Here is a 20,953-nt window from a genome sequence, read left to right as displayed (position 1 = left end):
CATACTAAAATGAAAAAACATTTCACCTCCATCGCAAAAACTGCTTTAGTATTAGTCTATTTAGTAATTGTAGCCGGAGCACTGGTTCGTATGACCGGTTCCGGAATGGGTTGTCCCGATTGGCCGAAATGTTTTGGATATTATATTCCTCCAACCGATATCAAGGAATTGACCTGGAGTGAAAACCATGAGTTTAAAAAAGGTCAGGTGATCATTAAAGATGAAAGTCTATTGGTCGCCAAAGACAATTTTACCACCGGAACGGAATTTGACGCTTCCCATTGGAAAAAATACACCAAGCACGATTATGCGATCTTTAATGCTTCGCACACCTGGACCGAATATGGCAACCGACTGGTTGGTGCTTTGGCCGGTCTGGCTTGTTTTATTATGGCTATTGCTTCTTTTTCAATGTGGAAACAAAGTAAAAAAATTACCCTATTGTCCTGGTTGGTTGTCTTTATGATGGGATTCCAGGCATGGTTGGGTGCAACGGTGGTGTATTCGGTATTAAACCCGGTAAAAATCACCGTTCATATGGTAATGGCACTGGTAATCGTTGCCGTTATCTTATATATCATCCGACTGGCCAAACCGGTTTCGTCGGATAAAATTGCGAATCCGATGTTTTTGACTATCCTTTGGGTTTCACTTGGATTAACGTTAATTCAGGTGGTTTTAGGAACTCAGGTACGTCAGTTTGTAGACGAACAGGTAAAATCCGGAATCGGAAATGAAACCCTTTGGTTAAGCAAACCCGAAGTGAGCTTTTACTTTCACCGTACGTTTTCCGTAGTGGTGTTTTTATCGAGTCTGCTCCTGTATTTACGTAACAAACGACTTGGTTTGGGCTTTTCAAAAATCAACTGGGTGATGCTGCTATTAGCGTTGGAAATCGCCTCCGGAATTGCAATGTATTACCTGCATTTCCCATTTGGAAGTCAGACGATTCATTTGGTACTTGCGTCGATTTTATTCGGAGTACAGTTTTATATGATTCTGGAAGCCCGAAAAAATAAAACAGCATAAAAAATGGATCCTAACCGATCCATTCTTTAAAATCACTAACCCTTTCGCGGCTCACAATAACCTCATCGCCTTTATAGGTTGGCAAAACGACTTTTAGTCTGGAATTGCTATAGAGTACGATTTCTTTTATGGCGCGCATCGGAATGATAAATTTACGGCTTACGCGATAGAAATCTTTTGGATCCAACTCGGTTTCCAATAGCTCCAGTGTCTGATCCAGTAAATAATCGCGGTTATCGGTCGTATGCACGTAGGTTCCTTTGTTTTCGCTATAAAAACATTCGACTTCCTCGATCGGGATCACTTTTAACTGCTGACCGATTTTTACCGTAAATCGTTTTTTATACGATTTATCCACCGGATTCACCAGCATTCGTTTGATCGTTTCAAAATCCAGGGATAATTGTTGCGGTTCCGGATTTCGTTGTCGGTATTTGTTTAATGCCACTTCCAGATCGTCTTCGTCTATCGGTTTTAGCAGGTAGTCAATACTGTTTAATTTAAAGGCTTTTAACGCATATTCGTCGTAGGCCGTTGTAAAAATAACCGCGCTTTTGATATTGATTTGTTCAAAGATTTCAAAAGAAAGTCCGTCGGAAAGCTGGATATCGAGAAAAATAAGATCCGGATGCGGATTGGCTTGAAACCATTGTACCGATTCTTCTACCGAATGCAACATGGTGTGGACGTTTAATCCTAGTTTTTCAACTTTTCGCTGTAATAATCGCGCAGCCGGTTTTTCGTCTTCTATAATTATAATATTCATCGTATTCGTATTCCTATTTTGTGATTATTCCCATTTTTCATTTTTCTCTTTATCCATAAATTCTTTGATTTTGCGCGCTTCCCAGTCACGTCCAAAGAAAAAATCGTATCCAAAAACCCGCAATCCGTGTGCTAGCAATCCGATACCCCAACATATCGCGGTAAAGAAGTTTTTAAACTGAAAATAGCTTTCTCCTACTTTTAAATCCCGAAAGTTTAAAAATACGATAAACAGATTTACCAATAGGTATATCATCAGGTGCGTATAGAATCCTTTGATTCGTTTTACCCTTTTGGCAGCTTCTTCATAACGACTATCGCTACTGTATTGCTCTTCCCATGATTTGTATTTACGGCGCATCTTAGTTCCAGTTTTGTTTGTGTTTTTGCTTTTCTTCTTCTAAAAATTCTTTCATTTTTCGGGCTTCCCAATCACGTCCCAAAAAGGGCATATAATTGAAAACCTTCATCCCGTGGAAAACGACTCCGATTCCCCATCCGATCATCGGATAAAAAAACCATAAATGCTCCGGGGATGTTAGCAGGTTGATTGCTAACAATGTGAGATTTACAGCGATATAACCGGTAAGGTTTCCGTAAAAACCTTTGATTTCTTCTACTCTTTTACGAGCTTGCTCATAGCGCTCCTGTTCGTTATAATTGCGTTCCATGATTGTTCTTTTTACTTACTTCCAGTTCTTTTTACTGTCGTTATCCTGTTTTTCCATCAATTCCCGAATCTTGCGTTCTTCCCAGCTTGCGCCATATCCCAGCACGCTAAATCCGTGGATAAAAAGGCCCATTCCCCATCCCAACATCGGAAACCAAAACCACTGGAATCCCGGTGAAAAATAAAGATTGATAAATATGAGGGATGGAATTACCACACAATAGGATGTTAGATTTCCGTAAAATCCTTTTAAGGCTTCAACTTTCTTTTTGGCCCGGTAATAAGCCGTATCGTCATGTTGTTCATACGTTTCCATAATACCAATTTGTTTGGTTAACATCGGTAGTTGTACCGTAAATTTATTTTCAGTTTGTTCTATTTTTACCTTACGTTCCGTGAGAATCGCATAACGGTCGATGATGTTTTGTAAACCTACACCCTGTCGGTCTTTTAAAACTTCCTTTTTTTGCAGATCGTTTTGTACTACGAGGTAGCCGTTTTGTTCGAATATGCGAATGTGTAACGGTTTTTGTTCGCTAACGATATTGTGTTTTATCGTGTTTTCCAATAATAACTGCAACGATAACGGAACCACTTTCGCCTCCGGATTTGCTGATTTTTCCGGGTGTTCGTAGAAAATACTGTTTTCAAAACGCATTTTTAATAAGTTCATATACGTTTTGGCAAAAGCCAGTTCTTCTTCCACACTAACCAGTTCCTTATCTTTTTGTTCCAGCACATAGCGGTATATTTTAGACAAAGAAGATGTAAACCGTTGGGCATTATCCGGGTTTTCTTCGATCAGCGAACTCAGTACATTCAGACTGTTAAACAAAAAATGCGGGTCAATCTGGTTTTTTAAACTTTCGAATTTGGCAGAAGCCGTTCCGGCGATGATTTTTTGCTGTTTTAATCGGTTTTCCTGATACGCTCTATAAAAATAGATCATATGGAGAATCAGCGTAATGATAAATGTAATGATGATCGCTGTAAGATAATTCCCTGGATTTTCTTTTTCTAAAAACGCTTGAAAGGTCAATCCGTTGATTTGTATTTCTTCAAAAGCCCGTAATAAAAAAATTACCGCTATAGAGACCACAAAGGAACTTAAAAACCCTATTATTACTCTTTTCAAAGCAAAACGATCTTTCTTAAATATCCGGTCAAGCATCACGAAAACAGCCATATTTGCCATATATAATGCTACTGTATAGAGCATTGTAAATTCAACATTTAGCCAGAAAGCGCCGTTAATTGGTACCGGGTTTCCATTAATCCATCGAAGCAAAAGCAATACAACAATGATGGCTGTTCCGATACCTATGGCTCGTAAAAAATGTCTCAGGTAAAAGTTCATTTTATTTCTGTTTATTCGTGGCTATTCCGCCGGTTTGTATTTTATTTTGTGTTGCAGTTTTGTAGCACTTCCTGCGCTCTGTCCAATCCCCAGTTCGGATGAAAAGGCGATTCTGGTTTAAAAGTAGCAAAAAGTTCAATTGATTTCGCTACTTGCGCACACATTGGTTTGGTATCTTTTCCGAAAAATTTGGCGCCACCTATTTCAAATTCGGCTTTCGAAAATACAACTCTCGGATTGTTCGGAGCCAAAGCCAATGCTTTATAATATTGTTCCATCGTTTTACCGGTATATTTCATTCCGTTCGATTGCGGATCGTATACAATCCAGGCAGTGTAAATCAGTGCTTGTACAACTAATAATTCCGGGTTATTCGGACTGATGGCATTGGCTTCGTTTTCGGCCTGTTGTGCTTTTTCCAATAAAACCGAAATCTTGTCGCGGTTGGCTGGAACAAAAGCTTCAGTTGTGTTGATCAAAGCTACGTAGTAGTTCGGTAGCCAGTTTTCTTTTTCCACCAAAGCGATGCGTTCAAAAAGGGCTTTTGCTTCGGTTGGTTTTCCTTCACTCCACAAACCAAGGGCTTTTTTCATTCCTTGTTCGTATTGCGTTTGTGAAAATGTAATAGTGCTGATCAAAAGTGTTAGTGCGATGATAATTTTTTTCATGATTTCTATTTTTTTAAATGGATTAATGATTTTGTATTGTGATGATTGAAACTTTATTATTTATAGGTCAAAGGTAGTATGGGTCATTCTGCTTTAAAATTAATCCTGACCCAACTGTCATTTTTCAGGGATGAATTGTTACAGGTTTTCCAATTGGTTGGATTTCTTATCCTGACTGATGGTCCAGAAGAACCCGACAAAGAAAAATCGGTCGGCAGCCTGTCCTATTGCCTGGCGTTGAAACTGTCCGCTTACATCAGGCGAATTGGCATATTGGTAACCAAAAACGTTGTCTTTTCCCATTACATTTGAAACCGAGAAGTATAGTATTTTTTGTGGCGACATCAGGTAAGCCCAACTCAGACTCAAACTGTTATAGCTCGTCGTTTTTCCATTCATAAAGGTCATTTCATTCGGATTGTTATACGGACGTCCGGTTGCAAAACTGTTCGTCACACTCAACTGCGAACGCAAATCGTTGATCCAGTATTTTCCCACTACCGAAAGTGTATGGTTCGCTACAAAATTGGGCGTTACTTTATCCGGATAGTTTTTATAATCCCTTTTACTGTCGATATACGAATAGGACAACCAGTATTCCAGATTTCTAACCGTTTTATTATCTCTCCAGAAAAGATCAAATCCCTTGGCATATCCGCTTCCGTTATTGGTATAAATACTGTTGTATTGCGGCAAATCAGTGTTGTATTTTACCAGATTGCTATAATCTTTATAATACAATTCGGCACGTAGCGTTCTTCCTTCCGGGTTGTAGGTGTAATTCAGTATATAATGTGCTGTTTTTTCCGGTTCGAACGCTGAAGTGTATTTCAGGTAATCCTGTTTTGGCAACTGATTAAAATCGCCATAGGCCAGTGACAATTGCCCGTTTTTATTGGTTCTGTAAGCCAGTGAAGCTCTCGGTTCCAATACCGATGTTCCCAATAAATCGCTGTGCATTCCGCGAAGTCCGGCTTTTACGGCAAAGTCCGATGTTACTACGATATCCGTTTCAGCATATAAAGCTCCAATCCCACTGATATAACCGGTTTTGAATTCATTGGACGGCTGGCGATAGCTTCCGTCGAAATCCGTTGTAAAATAATCCCCTCCGAAAATCATTCTTACTTTATTCGAAAGCTTTTTACCCAGTTTTAGTTTTAGGTGTGCGGCATTTTCCTGATCTTTTACCGCATTACTATTCAAATCCGTCTTGGTCAGACTATAGCCATAACCTATTCCGGTTTGTATCGTCCAGTTGGCTCCAAAATTTCCTTTATAAGATGCATTCAGATAAAGATTATTATTTTGAGTGGCTACCCGAATCGGATCTTCATAATTGATATCTTTTTGATTTAGTTCAAAATTGGCATAATCATAAGCCGTATAAAATTTAAACAATCCGTTTTTAAACTGATGACGGAAAACCATTTCTCCCGACATGGACTGATACGGTTTGATCCAGTCTACATTTTGTTGGATCGTCTTTTGGTACGGCTCCAGATTGATATAGCTTGTATTAAAACTAAACGATCCTTTTTCCCATTTCTGCGTATTCCCCACTCCCAAACCAACGGTCATCAGGGATACATCTGTTTTTTCCTGATCCGGTTCATTAATCGTATTCAATAACAACACACTGGATAGAGCATCGCCAAATTCCGCCGAATAACCTCCGGTTGTAAAAGACATTCCACTAAACAAGAAAGGTGAAAAACGTCCTCGGGTTGGCAGATTATTGGCCGAAGCACCATAAGGCTGTGCTACCCGGATACCGTCAATATAGGTTTGGGTTTCATCCGATTCCCCACCGCGAACAAACAGACGACCGCTCTCTCCTACAATCTGCGCTCCCGGAAGGGTTTGCAAGGCTCCGATTATATTACCGGGCGAACCGGCCGTAGTTACAATATCCAGTGGTTTTAAAACCGATGCTTTTGAATTGCCACCAGCCTGAAACGAACCCACAGAAATCACTACGTCATTTAAAGCATTTGCACTGGATTTCACGGTAAACGAACGGGATTTGTAAGTCTCTATTACGATAGCTTCCCGGATGGTTTCCAACAGCAACGAACTGATCACCAAAACCTGGCTCCCTTTCGCATCGGTTTCAAATGAGAAGGTACCGTCGGCTGCAGATGGCGCTCCGTCATAGGTTCCTTCTATAAACACATTCACCCCTTCCTGCGGTTTCCCTTTCTGATCGACCAGTTTTCCGGAAATTTTTGTTTGCGCCTGAAATACCAGACAACATAAAAGACTACAAATTGTAAGTATCGTTTTCATCATTTCTTGTTTTTTAGTGATTCAAAGTTGCAACAGTTGGTTTTCATTTAATAAAAAAGGATACCGAACTGTTATTTTTTTAGGATGAATTGTGAATTAGTGACTACTCCTGTTTCGATTTGCCCAAAAATGACGTAACTTAGCTTTAAACCAAGCCTTTACCTTATGAATATAGAAGCCTTACAAATCCTTTGCACTTCTTTTCCTGCTGTTACCGAGGACATTAAATGGGGAAACGACCTGTGTTTTTTGATCGCTAATAAGATGTTTTGTGTGATCGGGCTCGACAGTACGCCACTAACCGTTTCGTTTAAAACAACCGAAGAAGATTTTGATCAATTAATCGCCCGACCGCATATAAAACCGGCTCCGTATATGGCTCGGTACAAATGGGTACTGGTAGAAGACAGTTCCGTACTAACTCCAAAAGAATGGGAACACTATATCGCACAGTCCTATCAACTGATCAAGGGAAAACTGCCCGCTAAAATTCAGGCATCCCTATAATAACGCTAAAAATAGTAGTATGAAAATTCCAGAACAATACCTGCCGGTCATGCCGTATATCATTACCGACCATGCCGAGGCTTTTCTCGATTTTACCAAAAAAGTACTGGACGCCCAGGAGCAGCTTATCGTTCCCGGTGAAGGCAATCGAACCATTATGCATGGCGAAATTCGGATTGGAGACGCGGTAATCATGTTCGCCCAAAAACCGGACAATTATGAGACTCGCTCCTGTGGGATGTTTATTTATGTAGCCGATGTGGATACGGTCTATCAAAAAGCATTACAGCAAAAAGCTGTCTCGTTAATGCAGCCTGTTCGCCAGGATTACGGCTATACCGCTGGTTTTGAAGATCCTTTTGGAAACCAATGGTGGATTGTCACACCGTAACTTTAACGTTTTTATACCGTTTTTTAGCATTTCAATGGTTATTTTTGCGTATCAAATTTTGCATTCATAGCTCCCCCCGAAATGAAAAAAATAACCCGGATCAAAAAGAACCATCGTCTGATTGTTCTTCAAAAGTTGATCATCACATCTGCCGTTATTGGTTTTTTAAGTGCCTTACTCGGCAATACACTCAAAAAAATAACGGAACATTACGAAGCTATTTTCTTTACACTGGCCCAGCAACACTGGCTGTTGTATTTATTATTCCCGGTATTAGGCTTTTCGATCATTTATTTTTTAAGGCAGACACTATTTCGTAAAAAGGAAAACAAAGGTATCAAGGAGATTTATGAAAGTACCGAATCCAAAAACAAAAACCTGCCGGCCTATAAAGTGAGTTCTCATTTTATTAATGGTTTGATCACGGTTATTTTTGGTGGCTCAACCGGGATTGAGGTTTCTACCGTAGTGGCGTCGGCGGCTATCGGTTCGGTGGTTCAGCAAAAGGAAAATCTGTTTAAACGTTATAAAACACAACTCATTTGCGCCGGAATTGCTTCCGGAATCACCGCGCTTTTTGGTAGTCCACTTGCCGGACTGATTTTTGCCTATGAGGTGATCTCCCGAAAATGGTCGCGATCGTTTTTGCTAACCAATGGCATTGCCGTTGCAGTTGCGTTTCTGTTTACGTATTTTGTAGACAATCAGCCGCTTTTTAATCTCAATGTATTGCCTTGGCATTTACACGCCCTTCCGTATATGATCCTCTTAGGAATGATTGCCGGGGTGAATGCGGTATATCTGAATCGATGTGTCTTGCTTTTTAAAAAGAAATTCGCTGAAATCGACCAGCATCATTTTCGTATTATTATTGGCGCCGGATTGGTTAGCCTTGCGCTGCTTGTTTTCCCGCAGCTTTATGGCGAAGGTTATCACGCCGTAAAAGAACTCACACAACAATCGGGTCATCTTACACTCACCGTATCTTTGGCCGCTACGTTGGTTTTTGTGATTTTACTAAAACCTATCGTAACCTCATTAACGCTGGTTTCCGGTGGCGATGGCGGTGTATTTGCACCGAGTTTGTTTATCGGTGCTTTTCTGGGTTTACTAACGGCCTCGGTTTTAAATACGTTTTTTCATGCCAATGTCCTGCCGGTTAACTTTATGGTTATCGGAATGGCGGCTATGTTAAGTGCCAGTATTCATGCGCCTTTTACAGCCTTATTTCTGGTATGTGAAGCCATTGGCGATTATACCTTGTTTTTCCCGATCCTGATGGTTTGTCTGGTATCGAAAACTACTGCTAAATTCATTTATCCGTATACTGTTTACAGCTATTCCCGAGTTTAATATGCCTACCCCTAAAATAAAACGCAATTATCGTAAAGCCCGTTATGTGCTTTACAAAGAAACACTAATCGATTATAAAGAACATTTCTGGGCTTTCCTCGGATCGTTGGTTGGATTGGGAATTATCTCCTACCTGCAATACGGTTTGTTTACACCTCAGGATTATACCTTCCTGATCGGTTCTTTTGGTGCGTCGTGCGTACTGGTTTACGGCGTAATTCAGAGTCCGTTGGCACAACCGCGCAATCTCGTAGGCGGCCATCTTATTTCGGCACTGATCGGTGTTACCATACAAAAACTAATTCCGGATATTCTATGGATTTCGGCTCCTTTGGCGGTTTCGCTGTCGATTGTGCTGATGCAGATCACCAAAACCTTACATCCACCGGGTGGTGCCACAGCACTGATCGCGGTAACCGGTTCGCCACAGATCAAAGAACTGGGTTACGGGTATGTGGTTTCTCCGGTATTAACCGGGGCACTGATACTACTGGCAGTGGCCCTCATCTTTAACAATATGACTTCCAACCGACAGTATCCTACCCATCCGAAGTTTACTCATTTTAAGAAAAGTATCATCAGTCGGTTAAAACCTTAAACTAACAAAGTGCTGCTAAAAGTGCGAATTAATAACAAAATGATATCAATATTTTAATTACTCTTAAAATATTATAATTATAAAATTAATTTTCTTAGTATTGCAAAACAATATTAACTACCTTAAACTATGAAATACTTTAAATCTTTATTAGTGATCGTTGCATTATTCGCATTAAACACGATTTCAGCACAGTCCGTTACCGATAAATGGCCGGAAATGAAAAATTTTCAGGATTTATTAACCAAAGTATCCCGTGAGACTCAGAAAGGGAATTTCGCTCCGCTTAAAGGAAATGGAGAATATCTGGTAAAATATGCAGTAGCAATTGATGCCAATAAATTTCCGGAGCATGTAACCCGAACTTCAGGTTTAACAGAAAAGGTAGAAACACTACACAACGAAACCAAAGACTTAAATGACATCATTAACAGTAACGGTTCTAATGATGCGATTTTAAAAGCACTTACCAAAGTAAACAATTCGTTCGAAACGGTATTAAATACAGTAAACGGAACTGCAAAGGCTAAAAGTGCCGCTCCAGCTCCAAAAGCTAAAAAATAATTTACAGAAGCCTGGTTCACACCAGGCTTTTTCTTTTCTCTATTCCATGTTATCGCTTAACAAAATCCACCATATTGCCGTTATCTGTTCGGACTATACTGTTTCCAAACATTTTTATACCGAAATTTTAGGATTAACCGTCCTTCAGGAAGTATACCGAAGCGAACGCCAATCGTATAAATTGGATCTGGCGATTAACGAAAATTATTGCCTTGAACTTTTTTCTTTTCCCGATCCGCCGCAACGCCCTTCCCGACCGGAAGCTGCCGGATTGCGCCACCTGGCTTTTGAAGTCGACGATATTGTCGCCACACAACAGTATCTTTCCGAGCGTAAAATCGAAACCGAAACCATTCGCGTGGATGAATATACCGGAAAACGCTTTTTCTTTATCGCCGATCCGGACGATCTTCCGATCGAATTCTACGAAAAATAAACGTTTCTTACCCAAAACAGTAGCCACTCAAAAAAGCACTTAACACACTATAATCAAACGCCTTACAAAACTTCGTCAAAAAATTATCAACACTAATTGGAATCAAAAGTATTAACCGTAACTTTGGCTTTTTAAAATAAATAAGGTTATGGTTTATAAATTTAGAGTTATACTCGACGCCGAAGAAGACATTTTCAGGGACATTGCCATTCTTGAAGACGATTCTCTGGAGGATTTACACAATGCTATCGTAAACGCTTTTGGCTTTGACGGAATGGAGATCGCTTCATTTTACACTTGTGATGACGAATGGACACAAGAAGACGAAATCCCGTTGTTTGATACCGGTGACGTTCCGGGCGAACAAAGAACCATGGCTGATTACCCGCTTTCTTCCATTCTGGATGAAGACAGTACTAAAATCATCTATGTATACGATTTCCTAAACATGTGGACCTTTTTCGTAGAATTGGCTGCTGTAGAAGAACCTGAAAACGGGGTAACCTATCCGGATCTGATGTTTGCGCATGGTGAATTACCTGTTGACGCGCCAACCAAAGATTTCAACAGTCCTATTGTATCGAGCGACGATATGTACGGGGAGTTTGAAGACGATTTTGACGAGGAAGATCTTGACATGTTCGACGGAGACGACAGTTTTAACGATTACGGTTTTGAAGAAAACTGGAACTAAAAATCGCTTTAAAAATACAACCACATCATTAATATATCCGGCATAAAAAATCCGACTAAAAAACAGTCGGATTTTTTTGCCACAGCAATTATAACACCATGATAAACTTATTTAATACCCACATCGACAACCTTTCTATCCACAGAGTAGGAAATAAAAGCCGCAGCGAGGCTATCTTTCTTTCGGACACACCTTACGGTCTGAATGATGAGATTATGCCTTTATTAAAAGAGTATTTTTTCAAACCTTTCCGCGAAAAAGAGGAAAATTACTTTCAGTTTGCACACGATGTGGATTTGGATTATAACGAAATGTACAATTTCTCAAATGAGATTTTTGCTAACCCGGGAAGCATTCATGATGTTTCTAAAAAGATAACCAAACACCTTTTTGAGCAATCCAACCATCCGCATATCAAAAACGGAGAGGTATATGTAACCTATCTGACCAATGTTTCAATCGATAATAATGTGGTGGATGCGATCGGAATTTTTAAAAGTGAATTAAAAGCCGATTTCCTTCAGTTTGAAGAAAAAGGTTCGACATTGGAAATGATTTTGCAACAGGGAATCAACCTGAACAAACTGGACAAAGGTTGTTTGATCTTTAACTATAAAAAAGAAGAAGGTTATAAAATTTTAACGATCGACAGTAACCGTTATGATGCACGTTACTGGTTGGAGCATTTCCTATCGGTGGATGCGTTTCAGGACGAAAACTTTATGACTAAAAAATACCTGAAATTCTGCCAGGATTTTGCAAAAGAAGTTGTTTTACCGGCCGAAGACAAAAAAGAAGAGGTAATGTTTATGAACCGTTCGGTAAATTATTTTGCTAAAAACGACGAGTTCGAAGAAACCAACTTCCTAAACGAGGTAATCGACAATCCGGATTTGATTTCCGAATTTAAAAACTATAAAGTTGACAAAGGCGAAAAATACAGTATTGAAGACCTGACCAACTTCCCGATTGCCAATGCGGCCGTTTCGGATGCCCGTAAAAAAATGAAGAACATCATCGAACTGGATACCAACATTCAGATCAAACTGGACTTTATTAACCCGGAAAGTGCCGAAAAATTCGTAGAAAAAGGCTGGGACGAAGAAAAACAGATGTATTACTACTTAGTATACTTCAACAAAGAGCAAAAAAGCTAATACACGACAAAGCGGCTGTTCACTTTTGAAACAGCCGCTTTTTTTTATGTAATACCACACCTGACCGGTTTTAAAAACCGGTCAGGTGTTACTAATCGGAATAACTTTCGAATATCCTCCGCTAAAGACAAAAAGAAACTTCCCTGTTTTTTTTATTCCACAAGATAACAACATTCGTTTTTTTCCGTTCATTAACGTATCTTTATAACATCAAGTACCGATTATTACCGATAAATGTTACAAAAAATTGCTGCTTTTCTGGTTGTATTTCTCGTTCTCGCATCACATGGATATGCGCAGGACAACAAAACCAAAGCCGATTCGACAAAAGTCATTTATCAGGATATCGAAAAGTTTTCCAAAAAGAAGAAATTTACCAGTTTTATTCACCGGCTTATTTTCAGGCCAACCCGTAGTGTAACCACTCCGAAAAAGGAAATTAAAAACGCTCCGCCACCCAAAGCAGCTTCCTATTTACCATTTGAAGGAAAAGTAATCCGTAACATCAAAATCGAAACACTGGATCCGTTTGGTTATTCCGTTACCGATGAAAATGAGGCGCCGCGAAAATGGATCGAACGTTTTGGAAACCGGATTCATATACGCACCAAAAACTGGACGGTGCGCAACCTCTTACTTTTTAAGCCAAACGAAACGGTCGACTCGCTAAAAATGCGGGAATCGGAACGTCTGATCCGTCGCCAGCGTTATGTGCGAAGCGTGGTCGTAAAACCCGTTCCCACCACAAGCCCCGATTCGGTCGACGTGGTAATCCGCGTACTCGATTCCTGGAGTTTTGTACCAACCGGAGCCATTTCCAGTTCGCAAAGCAATCTGGAGTTAACCGAACGAAATTTTCTGGGGTTGGGACATGAGTTCGAAAATAATTTCAAGCAACGTTTTTCCGATAATAAAAGTGCCTATAGTGCGAAATATACGATTCCAAACATCCGGAATACCTATATTAATACGACACTTCGCTACGAATACGGACTGGAAGACGATTATATTAAAGGTTTTGCCGTAGAACGCGGGTTCTTTTCGCCCTTAACCCGATGGGCCGGCGGCTATGGTTTTGAACAAAACTTCCATAAAGAAGAATTTAAAGACGGTACTTTAGATGATGAAGGCAATCCGAATACGGTTTCCCAAAACTTTAAAGCTGAAGGACAAAATATCTGGGCAGGTCATGCATTCCGTATTTTTAAAGGACGTTCGGAAGACAACCGGGTAACCAATCTGGTCACCACCGCCCGTTATTACAACCTGAAGTTTATCGAAAAACCTTCCGTACAATACGATTCGATCAATTACTATTCCAACACTCAATTGTATCTGGCCAGTGTCGGAATTACCACCCGTAGTTTCGTTCAGGAACGATTTTTATTTAACTACGGTATTATCGAAGACGTTCCGGTGGGGCGTGTGTATTCCATTACCGCGGGAATTCATCATAAAAACCAATTAAAACGCCTGTATTTGGGTGGCCGACTGTCATCCGGCGATTATTATAATTTCGGATTTCTAGGAACTACCGTCGAATGGGGTGCTTATTTTAACGGTGCGTCTACCGAACAAACGGTATTTCGTTTTGAACTTAATTATTTCACCAAACTTATTGAACTCGGTAGTTGGAAATTCCGTCAGTTTATAAAACCCGAACTAATCATCGGTAGTCATCGTTTGCCTACGGAACGGGATTTATTAACCTTATCCGGCACTAATGGTATTCAGGGCTTTGATAGCGTCGATCTCTATGGTAGTCGGAGATGGCAGTTTACGGTTCAAACACAATCGTATATGCCGGGAAGTTGGTACGGTTTCCGTTTTAGTCCGTTTGCCAACTTTTCATTTGGTATGTTAGGCGATGAAAACCATCTGTTTTCCACCCGACTCTATTCCAAATTCGGTTTAGGGGTACTGATCAGTAACGATTACCTCGTTTTTAACAGCTTCCAATTGTCGTTTGCCTTCTACCCTACGATTCCCGGAAACGGAGATAATATTTTTAAGACAAACTCCTTTAAAAACACCGATTTCGGTTTGCAAAATTTCCAGATGGGGAATCCAAGTGTGGTGCCGTATCAATAATTTTATTTTTGTCGTAACAAATCGGTTGGTGGTTCGTCATATATTTTATCAATCAAAAAAATATACTTTGGAAACAATCCTTACTATTCAAAACTTAGATAAAAAGTTCGGAAATGTACATGCCGTAAAAAATGTGTCTTTCGAGATCAAAAAAGGAAATGTATATGGCATTTTAGGTCCGAACGGTAGTGGAAAATCCACTACATTGGGTATTATCCTGAATGTGGTTAACAAAACCGCTGGAAATTACACCTGGTTCGACGGCAAACTGGACACGCATCATGCGCTTAAAAAAGTCGGTGCCATTATCGAACGGCCTAATTTTTATCCGTATTTAACCGCTGAACAAAACCTAAAACTGGTTTGCAAAATCAAAGGCGTTTCGTATGATAAAGTAAAGGAAAAACTGGAAGTTGTAGGTCTTTACGAACGAAAAGACAGCAAATTCAGAACCTTTTCATTAGGAATGAAACAACGTCTGGCTATTGCATCGGCGCTTTTAAACGATCCTGAAATCCTGATTCTGGACGAACCCACTAATGGATTGGATCCACAGGGAATCCGTCAGATTCGTGATATCATCCGACATATTGCCACATTAGGCACCACAATTCTACTAGCTTCACACTTATTGGACGAAGTGGAAAAAGTATGTTCGCACGTGGTCGTACTTCGCAAAGGCGAAATCCTGTATACCGGTACCGTTGACGGTATTATTTCGAACGAAGGATTCTTTGAACTGCAATCGGACAATCACGAAATCCTAAAATCGACGCTTACAAACCTTAGCGCTATTGATAAAATTGAAGAGGAAGAAGGCAAATTGCTGGTCTATCTCAATGCACCATTGGAAGCTTCGGAGCTCAATCGTTTCCTGTTTCAGCACAATATTGTCCTGAATCACCTGGTAAAACGCAAACACAGTCTCGAAGAACAGTTTTTACAATTAACCAGCAAGCACTAATTCTCATCAATCACAATCGCATATTATGAAACGTCTTTTAGAAATCGAACTTCAAAAACTATGGAAAAACAGAGCCAGTAAAGTCCTGATTCTTTCCTATTTTATTTTATTATCATTTATTGCCTTAATCGCAGCCATCAAATTCGAGTTTGGAAATTTCAGACTCCATATTGCCGAACAGGGAATTTTTAATTTTCCATTTATCTGGCATTTTAACACCTGGATTGCGTCCATTTTTAAACTTTTCCTAGCCATTGTAATCGTTTCCATGATGGCGAACGAATACAGCTACGGCACATTAAAACAAAACCTTATCGATGGTTTAAGTAAAAAAGAATTTATTCAGTCCAAATTCCTGACGGTATTACTGTTTGCTTTTGGATCGACTGTTTTTGTATTTATAATGTCACTTATTTTAGGCTATAGTTATTCGTCCTATAATGAACTCGGCATTGTTTTTTCCGATCTGGAATATCTATTCGCCTATTTTATAAAACTAACCGCTTTCTTCTCGTTCTGTTTGTTATTGGGTATACTCGTAAAACGTTCGGCTTTTGCACTTGGTTTCCTTTTATTATGGAGTATTTTAGAAGCGATTGCCATCGGGTTAATGCGCTGGAAGTTTTTTAAAGACACCGATGTTTACCAACAAGTTAGTCAGTTTTTTCCTCTGGAATCGATGAGTAATCTGATTAAAGAGCCTTTTACCCGTCTTTCGGTTATTAAAAACCTAAGCAGCACAATCAGCGGACAGGACATGGCAAAAGACTACAGTGTTCATTTTGGTGACCTAACAATCGTGCTTGTCTGGACCGTTATTTTTATGTTAATATCGTATAAAATTCTGAAAAAACGAGATTTGTAGTATCTTTGCAGGCATTATGCAGGTACAGATCTCCCGTTTTTTTACAGCAATAGTATTGTTGTTTTCCACAACAATATGGGCACAATACATACAGGTAACCGAGAATTATACAGATGATCAACTCGTTCTTGATAAACTATTTAACAGTTCTTGTGCACAGGTTTCCAATATTGCGATCAATGGATACACTTTTTCGGATGGCGCCAAAAGTTACGGTTACTTCCAGGGTTACAACGGTTTTCCTTTTAACGACGGTGTGATCATCACCACCGGAAAAGCGATATCGGCAGTAGGCCCGAATTCCTCAATTTTGAGTGAAGGCCCGGCCAGCTGGCTCGGCGATCCGGATCTGGAACAAGCCATTAACGAACACAACACGATTAATGCCACCGTTTTAGAGTTCGACTTTGTACCGATTTCCAATAAAATGAGCTTTGACTATGTCTTTGCATCCGAACAATACTTAACCAATCCGAGTGCCAATCAATGTAATTACTCGGATGGTTTTGCTTTTTTATTACGGGAAGCGACTACGCCACAATACCAAAATCTGGCCGTAGTTCCGGGTACCAATATCCCGGTTAAAGTAACCACCGTTCGCGGACCGGGAACTATTTGTCCGCAGGCAAATCCGCAGTATTTTGGTGGATTTAACGATGTTAACAGCCCGACCAATTACAACGGTCAGACACAAACCTTACGAGCAGAAGCAACCGTAACACCGGGTGTGACCTATCATATTAAAATGGTTATTGCCGATCAGGGGAACCAATATTACGATTCGGCTATTTTCTTAAAAGGCGGTAGTTTTAATATTGCAACCGATTTAGGTCCGGACCGACTTATTGCTACCGGAAATCCATTATGTCCCGGAAGTAGCTATCCGCTGGATGCGACAGTAACGGGTACTAATGTTACCTATCAGTGGTTTGATGCTACTGGTGCTATTACCGGTGCTACCAATCCGATTTATAACGTAACCGCTCCGGGAACCTATCGCGTGGAAACCACGATTACTTCGGCTGGCGGAAGTTGTACATCGAGTAGCGAAGTGACTATCGAACATGCTCCGGTAACGGCAAATGACGCTACTTTAATACAATGTGCGGCTCCAAGCGGACCAACAAAGTTTAACCTGACACTTGCCAATCCTACCATTACCGCTGGCGGTACCAATCTTAGTGTGGCTTTCTATCCGACTTTAGCCAACGCACAGGCACAAACCAATCTGATTACCAATCCCGACGATTATCAATATAACAGTGCTACTACCGTTACAGCCCGTGTTGAAAACCAATACGGTTGTGTGGATTATGCTACGGTAACGCTACAGGTTGTAAACAATACGATTACCCCTATTGGTCCGCAAAGCGAATGTGATAACGATGGCGACGGTAAAGCCAATTTTGATCTGAATGCAATGACTGCGATGTTTACCGGCCTACCGGCAGGTGCTACGGTACAGTATTTTGCATCGGCGAATGACGCCCTTTTATTAGTTAACCCGCTCAATTCTCCTTATAACACAACCAGTACCACCATTTATGCCCGCGTGGTAAACGGTTCCGATTGTTACGGTATTGCTCCCGTTTCGCTGGTTGTGAATAATTTTAACGGTTCGAATATTCAGGACGAAACCAAAACAATTTGTCCGAACACCATACTGTCACTTTATGCACCGGCTGGATTTATTTACGAATGGAATAACGATTCTACACAAACCGCTCAGCATATCACCGTGAATCAGGCCGGTACGTATAGCGTAAAAATCACCAATTCCGACGGTTGTTTTGTGACCAAAACCTTTACCGTAGTTGCTTCGGCACCGGCTACCATCTTATCGGTTGCGGTAGATGATTTTCAATCCGGACAAAACAGTGCTACAGTTAATTACCAGGGAATCGGCGATTACGAATTTTCTCTCGACGGGGTTCATTTCCAATCATCCCCTACTTTTACCAATCTGGATTCCGGTGAATATACCGTAACGGTAAAAGACAAAAAAGAATGCGGCATCACGACTAAGACCTTTTTCGTTTTGGATTATCCGCGCTTTTTTACCCCTAACGGTGATGGCTATAATGACGTATGGCGTATTCCGTACCTCAACCGTTATCCAACCGCACAGGTGGCTATTTTTGACCGCTACGGAAAACTGCTTTACTTTTTTAAAGGAAACGGCAGTGGCTGGAATGGAAAATACAACGGCCGCGACCTGCCTTCGACCGATTATTGGTTTACTGTAACGTTTGACAGCGGACGAGTTATTAAAGGACATTTTTCAATGTTGCGCTAAAATCGTTTTTTTGAATCGAAAGTTTTTATACTTTTATTTCGATTTTAAATTCTGATACTATGCTCCATTTGAATTTTTCCCCATTTCCGATTCTGGAAACCGATCGCCTGCGATTGCGTCAAATTGTTGAAACGGATGCCGAACAGATGTTCCAACTTCGTTCCAATCCCGAAACCATGCAATATATCCCGCGTGAGTTACCCAAAACAATCGATGATGCCATTGCGCATATCAATTATATGAATGACCTACGGTTGAATAACGAATGTGTAAACTGGGGTATTACCTTTAAAGACGAAGACATCATAGTGGGTCTTATTGGTTATTTCCGACCAAAGCCGGAAAATCACCGTGCCGAAATTGGTTATATGTTATCACCCGATTATCACGGAAAAGGAATTATGCAGGAAGCATTGGTAAGAGCCATCGAATATGGTTTTAACGATATGAAACTACATTCCATTGAAGCGATTACCGCTCCGGAAAATTATGCTTCCTGGAAGTTACTCGAAAAAAACAATTTTATCCGCGAAGGGCATTTTAAAGAAGATACCTACTGGAACGGTCATTATCTGGATAGTTATGTTTATTCTTTGATCAATAAAAAATAAAAAGACCTGACAGGTTTTAAAAACGGGTCAGGTCTAAAAAAAACACAAATAAAAAAGGGTTGCCTTCATCGGGCAACCCTTTTTATTTGATCATATCATAATTATTGTACCGCTAATTGTGCATTGATGTTTCCGTGTCCGAAATCTGCATTTTTAGTTGGATAGAATGTCGATGACTGTTTCATTTTAGTCAACACCTGATCGCGTGTCCAACCTGGGTTTTTAGCCCAGACCAAAGCCGCGATACCCGCTGTTGTAGCTGTTGCTACCGACGATCCGCCTACATAATTAGCCGCGTTATTATAGTAGCTTAATACCGGTACGTTGTTATTCGTTCCGGCGCGTTCCATTACGATCGTAAAGTCGATTTTACCTCCTTTATGACACACATCACATTCCTGGAATGTCGTTCCTTCCTTAACACCAGTTACAGCAACCGCCTCGCTCATCGAAGCCGGGAAGATCACACCTGCGAAGTTGGTAAAACTGGTAGACGTTCCACCGGCGCAGAAAATCAGTTTTCCTTTGCTATAGGCATATTTTACACCGTCTTCAATTTTTCCAACTGAAATGATATGCCCCATCGACATCGAAATGATTTTAACATTGTTGTTATTTCCTAAAGCGGTAAAGGCCAGTTTAACACCTTCCTGTTCGTGATAACCGTCCAAAACTACGTTCGAAGCCGCTCTATACGTAATCAGACTGGCATTATAGGCCACACCCACTGGTAATCCGCTGTTGTTTCTTGGCGCCGTTGCCACCGATGCCATACTCGTTCCGTGTCCGCATTGATCATCCGGGCCGTCAAATCCTGAAGACCATGGCCAGATCGAATCGACATAAACACCAAAACGTTGTACCGTTCTGCCGGACGAAGCGCCGGAGTTAAAACTGGTTCCCATCAGGCTTTGTTGCGGTGATAATCCGGTGTCGACAACTCCAATGGTGATCCCGCTTCCGGTACTGTAATTCCAGGCACCCGGGATATTGTGCTTGTAAAAATTCCACGGCACACGCGCATTCGGTGTTACCGTTGTATAATCGGCTGTCGCAATGGTAGCCGATGAAAAACCGCAACCCGAACTCGAACTTACTTCCGGTCCATAAACCGGACGTGCCTCGACAGTATCGAAATAACGGTAATCGGCCGGTTCGATATAACGAATATGTTGTTCTTTTAATAAAGCTTCCAACGTTTCGCGCTTTTTAATAACCACATCCATAAGGTTTAGATCATTGTCTTCTTTAAAGATCACATCTTTTTCGGATCCTTTTTCGGATTCCAGAATGATGTTTTTTAAACGGGCTTTAATCTCACTTCCTTTTCCGGATTTGTGACTGTCGAAATCATCAGCATTCACACCATACCCGATCGTAACGGTGTTATTCCCGCGGATGATAGCACTCCACAACATTTGGTAGCCGCCATCTTTCCAATGAAACGATCCTTTTTCATTGCTAATTTGATCAATACGGGAATTGATCGCGGCTTTAGACAGGGTATCCTTTCGAAACAATTCCTGTCCGGACTGGTTTTCACCCGGATTGCGATCTTCATCTTTAGAACAGGCCGAAAAAAGCACTACACTCAGCAGTGCCACTACAACATAATTTTTTTTCATTATTTATCTGTTTTTGGGATTAC

The 20,953-nt window shown here is 40.6% G+C and carries 21 protein-coding genes; 14 read left to right on the top strand and 7 right to left on the bottom strand.

The window, feature by feature from the left end:
- Positions 1–9: 9 nt before the first annotated feature.
- A complete protein-coding gene (locus tag AAFN64_RS04695) occupies positions 10–1,029 on the top strand; it encodes a COX15/CtaA family protein (RefSeq protein WP_347759430.1) in 1,020 nt (339 codons plus the stop codon).
- A 10-nt stretch (positions 1,030–1,039) separates the two neighbouring features.
- Here the strand turns inward: AAFN64_RS04695 and AAFN64_RS04690 are convergent, their stop codons facing one another.
- The 6 genes from AAFN64_RS04690 to AAFN64_RS04665 form a co-directional block, all read right to left on the bottom strand.
- Entirely contained in the window at positions 1,040–1,795 is a 756-nt protein-coding gene (locus tag AAFN64_RS04690; protein ID WP_347759429.1) for a LytTR family DNA-binding domain-containing protein, read from the bottom strand.
- Between the two features lie 24 nt (positions 1,796–1,819).
- Positions 1,820–2,155, bottom strand: a complete 336-nt coding sequence (locus AAFN64_RS04685; RefSeq protein ID WP_300490449.1) for a 2TM domain-containing protein — start codon at positions 2,153–2,155, stop codon at positions 1,820–1,822.
- A gap of 1 nt (position 2,156) precedes the next feature.
- Positions 2,157–2,465 carry a 2TM domain-containing protein gene (locus AAFN64_RS04680; protein WP_300490446.1) on the bottom strand — a complete coding sequence of 103 codons (309 nt, stop codon included), beginning with the start codon at positions 2,463–2,465 and terminating at the stop codon, positions 2,157–2,159.
- A gap of 15 nt (positions 2,466–2,480) precedes the next feature.
- Positions 2,481–3,821, bottom strand: a complete 1,341-nt coding sequence (locus tag AAFN64_RS04675) for a histidine kinase (RefSeq protein ID WP_300490443.1) — start codon at positions 3,819–3,821, stop codon at positions 2,481–2,483.
- Between the two features lie 41 nt (positions 3,822–3,862).
- Positions 3,863–4,489: a hypothetical protein gene (locus AAFN64_RS04670; RefSeq protein ID WP_347759428.1), complete on the bottom strand. Its 627-nt coding sequence runs from the start codon at positions 4,487–4,489 to the stop codon at positions 3,863–3,865.
- A gap of 138 nt (positions 4,490–4,627) precedes the next feature.
- Positions 4,628–6,778, bottom strand: a complete 2,151-nt coding sequence (locus AAFN64_RS04665; RefSeq protein ID WP_347759898.1) for a carboxypeptidase-like regulatory domain-containing protein — start codon at positions 6,776–6,778, stop codon at positions 4,628–4,630.
- Between the two features lie 165 nt (positions 6,779–6,943).
- Between AAFN64_RS04665 and AAFN64_RS04660 the strand changes: the two genes are divergently transcribed.
- The 13 genes from AAFN64_RS04660 to AAFN64_RS04600 all read left to right on the top strand — a co-directional run bounded on the left by AAFN64_RS04660 (position 6,944) and on the right by AAFN64_RS04600 (position 19,305).
- Entirely contained in the window at positions 6,944–7,285 is a 342-nt protein-coding gene (locus AAFN64_RS04660) for an MmcQ/YjbR family DNA-binding protein (RefSeq protein ID WP_300490439.1), read from the top strand.
- A gap of 19 nt (positions 7,286–7,304) precedes the next feature.
- Positions 7,305–7,676 (top strand): VOC family protein, encoded by a 372-nt coding sequence (locus AAFN64_RS04655; protein WP_300490436.1) that lies wholly within the window; start codon positions 7,305–7,307, stop codon positions 7,674–7,676.
- Positions 7,677–7,757: 81 nt separating this feature from the next.
- Positions 7,758–9,029: a chloride channel protein gene (locus tag AAFN64_RS04650; RefSeq protein WP_300490433.1), complete on the top strand. Its 1,272-nt coding sequence runs from the start codon at positions 7,758–7,760 to the stop codon at positions 9,027–9,029.
- 1 nt (position 9,030) lies between these two features.
- Positions 9,031–9,627: an HPP family protein gene (locus tag AAFN64_RS04645; protein ID WP_347759427.1), complete on the top strand. Its 597-nt coding sequence runs from the start codon at positions 9,031–9,033 to the stop codon at positions 9,625–9,627.
- A 129-nt stretch (positions 9,628–9,756) separates the two neighbouring features.
- Positions 9,757–10,191 (top strand): hypothetical protein, encoded by a 435-nt coding sequence (locus AAFN64_RS04640; RefSeq protein WP_300490427.1) that lies wholly within the window; start codon positions 9,757–9,759, stop codon positions 10,189–10,191.
- A 46-nt stretch (positions 10,192–10,237) separates the two neighbouring features.
- Entirely contained in the window at positions 10,238–10,627 is a 390-nt protein-coding gene (locus tag AAFN64_RS04635) for a VOC family protein (protein ID WP_347759426.1), read from the top strand.
- Between the two features lie 148 nt (positions 10,628–10,775).
- Positions 10,776–11,321: a hypothetical protein gene (locus AAFN64_RS04630; RefSeq protein ID WP_300490420.1), complete on the top strand. Its 546-nt coding sequence runs from the start codon at positions 10,776–10,778 to the stop codon at positions 11,319–11,321.
- Positions 11,322–11,419: 98 nt separating this feature from the next.
- A complete protein-coding gene (locus AAFN64_RS04625; RefSeq protein ID WP_300490418.1) occupies positions 11,420–12,478 on the top strand; it encodes a nucleoid-associated protein in 1,059 nt (352 codons plus the stop codon).
- Positions 12,479–12,712: 234 nt separating this feature from the next.
- Positions 12,713–14,569: a hypothetical protein gene (locus AAFN64_RS04620; RefSeq protein WP_347759425.1), complete on the top strand. Its 1,857-nt coding sequence runs from the start codon at positions 12,713–12,715 to the stop codon at positions 14,567–14,569.
- 67 nt (positions 14,570–14,636) lie between these two features.
- Entirely contained in the window at positions 14,637–15,533 is an 897-nt protein-coding gene (locus AAFN64_RS04615; RefSeq protein WP_347759424.1) for an ATP-binding cassette domain-containing protein, read from the top strand.
- Positions 15,534–15,558: 25 nt separating this feature from the next.
- Positions 15,559–16,398: an ABC transporter permease gene (locus AAFN64_RS04610; RefSeq protein WP_300490409.1), complete on the top strand. Its 840-nt coding sequence runs from the start codon at positions 15,559–15,561 to the stop codon at positions 16,396–16,398.
- 16 nt (positions 16,399–16,414) lie between these two features.
- On the top strand, positions 16,415–18,694 hold the full coding sequence (locus AAFN64_RS04605; RefSeq protein WP_347759423.1) for a choice-of-anchor L domain-containing protein: 2,280 nt from the start codon (positions 16,415–16,417) through the stop codon (positions 18,692–18,694).
- A 59-nt stretch (positions 18,695–18,753) separates the two neighbouring features.
- Positions 18,754–19,305, top strand: a complete 552-nt coding sequence (locus AAFN64_RS04600) for a GNAT family N-acetyltransferase (protein ID WP_347759422.1) — start codon at positions 18,754–18,756, stop codon at positions 19,303–19,305.
- A gap of 101 nt (positions 19,306–19,406) precedes the next feature.
- On the opposite strand, the gene AAFN64_RS04595 is transcribed toward AAFN64_RS04600, so the two are convergent.
- Positions 19,407–20,930: a S8/S53 family peptidase gene (locus AAFN64_RS04595; RefSeq protein ID WP_347759421.1), complete on the bottom strand. Its 1,524-nt coding sequence runs from the start codon at positions 20,928–20,930 to the stop codon at positions 19,407–19,409.
- Between the last annotated feature and the right edge of the window lie 23 nt (positions 20,931–20,953).

The sequence above is a fragment of the Flavobacterium sp. CAU 1735 genome (genome assembly GCF_039888695.1).
In the GTDB taxonomy this organism is placed as follows: domain Bacteria; phylum Bacteroidota; class Bacteroidia; order Flavobacteriales; family Flavobacteriaceae; genus Flavobacterium.
Note: the sequence above shows the minus strand (reverse complement) of the source record. Positions and strands in the feature narration are given on the sequence as shown.

What these genes read in the sequence shown, in the direction of transcription:
- AAFN64_RS04695 (WP_347759430.1), top strand. Translation starts at nt 10, where the DNA reads ATGAAAAAACATTTCACCTCCATCGCAAAAACTGCTTTAGTATTAGTC.
- AAFN64_RS04690 (WP_347759429.1), bottom strand. Translation starts at nt 1,795, where the DNA reads ATGAATATTATAATTATAGAAGACGAAAAACCGGCTGCGCGATTATTA.
- AAFN64_RS04685 (WP_300490449.1), bottom strand. Translation starts at nt 2,155, where the DNA reads ATGCGCCGTAAATACAAATCATGGGAAGAGCAATACAGTAGCGATAGT.
- AAFN64_RS04680 (WP_300490446.1), bottom strand. Translation starts at nt 2,465, where the DNA reads ATGGAACGCAATTATAACGAACAGGAGCGCTATGAGCAAGCTCGTAAA.
- AAFN64_RS04675 (WP_300490443.1), bottom strand. Translation starts at nt 3,821, where the DNA reads ATGAACTTTTACCTGAGACATTTTTTACGAGCCATAGGTATCGGAACA.
- AAFN64_RS04670 (WP_347759428.1), bottom strand. Translation starts at nt 4,489, where the DNA reads ATGAAAAAAATTATCATCGCACTAACACTTTTGATCAGCACTATTACA.
- AAFN64_RS04665 (WP_347759898.1), bottom strand. Translation starts at nt 6,778, where the DNA reads ATGAAAACGATACTTACAATTTGTAGTCTTTTATGTTGTCTGGTATTT.
- AAFN64_RS04660 (WP_300490439.1), top strand. Translation starts at nt 6,944, where the DNA reads ATGAATATAGAAGCCTTACAAATCCTTTGCACTTCTTTTCCTGCTGTT.
- AAFN64_RS04655 (WP_300490436.1), top strand. Translation starts at nt 7,305, where the DNA reads ATGAAAATTCCAGAACAATACCTGCCGGTCATGCCGTATATCATTACC.
- AAFN64_RS04650 (WP_300490433.1), top strand. Translation starts at nt 7,758, where the DNA reads ATGAAAAAAATAACCCGGATCAAAAAGAACCATCGTCTGATTGTTCTT.
- AAFN64_RS04645 (WP_347759427.1), top strand. Translation starts at nt 9,031, where the DNA reads ATGCCTACCCCTAAAATAAAACGCAATTATCGTAAAGCCCGTTATGTG.
- AAFN64_RS04640 (WP_300490427.1), top strand. Translation starts at nt 9,757, where the DNA reads ATGAAATACTTTAAATCTTTATTAGTGATCGTTGCATTATTCGCATTA.
- AAFN64_RS04635 (WP_347759426.1), top strand. Translation starts at nt 10,238, where the DNA reads ATGTTATCGCTTAACAAAATCCACCATATTGCCGTTATCTGTTCGGAC.
- AAFN64_RS04630 (WP_300490420.1), top strand. Translation starts at nt 10,776, where the DNA reads ATGGTTTATAAATTTAGAGTTATACTCGACGCCGAAGAAGACATTTTC.
- AAFN64_RS04625 (WP_300490418.1), top strand. Translation starts at nt 11,420, where the DNA reads ATGATAAACTTATTTAATACCCACATCGACAACCTTTCTATCCACAGA.
- AAFN64_RS04620 (WP_347759425.1), top strand. Translation starts at nt 12,713, where the DNA reads ATGTTACAAAAAATTGCTGCTTTTCTGGTTGTATTTCTCGTTCTCGCA.
- AAFN64_RS04610 (WP_300490409.1), top strand. Translation starts at nt 15,559, where the DNA reads ATGAAACGTCTTTTAGAAATCGAACTTCAAAAACTATGGAAAAACAGA.
- AAFN64_RS04605 (WP_347759423.1), top strand. Translation starts at nt 16,415, where the DNA reads ATGCAGGTACAGATCTCCCGTTTTTTTACAGCAATAGTATTGTTGTTT.
- AAFN64_RS04600 (WP_347759422.1), top strand. Translation starts at nt 18,754, where the DNA reads ATGCTCCATTTGAATTTTTCCCCATTTCCGATTCTGGAAACCGATCGC.
- AAFN64_RS04595 (WP_347759421.1), bottom strand. Translation starts at nt 20,930, where the DNA reads ATGAAAAAAAATTATGTTGTAGTGGCACTGCTGAGTGTAGTGCTTTTT.